The organism is Rhizobacter sp. P2_H2 (assembly GCF_056403375.1).
This window is the reverse complement of the sequence record NZ_JBFUFP010001738.1, coordinates 1-651: the sequence shown is the minus strand read 5'-3', so window position 1 is coordinate 651 and position 651 is coordinate 1. Positions and strand designations below refer to the sequence as shown.

Below are 651 nucleotides of genomic sequence, written 5' to 3'. Positions count from 1 at the left end.
TGTGTCGCCTTCGGCCCAGTGGGGCACTGGCAACCCGCGCGGCAGTGGTCTGCCGCTGCGGTGCGTGGAGTCTAGCGATGCGCTTGGGGATTTGTCACGTGGGGCCGAGCGAATTCATCAAGTTTGATGAGGGAAATTCGTACTGAAGGCGCACGTCCGCCTCAAGAAGCCCAACGGGGCTCTTGCCGCTTGACGCGCCTCTGGACGGGCCGCCCTCGCAGACGCCGATAATCCGCGCATGCTCTTTTCGCGCCCCCGCCTGCTGCTCACACCGCTGATCCTCGCGTTGCTGCTGGGTGCCGGCATCGCCGATGCCAAGCCGAAGAAACCGCGCGCGACGGCGCCGGTGCGTGACGACACCGTCCCCTACGGCCCCCGCGACGACGTGATGCGCTTCGGCGCCGAGCTGGCCGAGCGGCAGGGCCTGCCCGCCGAGTGGGTGCAGTCGCAGCTGGCCGAGGCGCGCTACGTGCCGAACGTCGCGAAGTTCATCATGCCGCCGCCGGCCGGCACCGCGAAGAACTGGGCCGCCTACCGCGGCCGCTTCGTCGAGCCGAAGCGCATCCGTGCCGGGCTCGCGTTCTGGCAGGAGAACGAGAAATGGCTCGCGCGCGCCGAGGAGCTCTACGGCGTGCCGGCCGAGATCGTCGT

1 protein-coding gene is annotated in these 651 nt (G+C 69.1%); it reads left to right on the top strand.

The window, feature by feature from the left end; translation table 11 throughout:
• Positions 1–238: 238 nt before the first annotated feature.
• A partial coding sequence (locus tag AC1D15_RS35935) for a lytic murein transglycosylase (RefSeq protein ID WP_477829844.1) occupies positions 239–651 on the top strand: 413 nt, incomplete at its 3' end.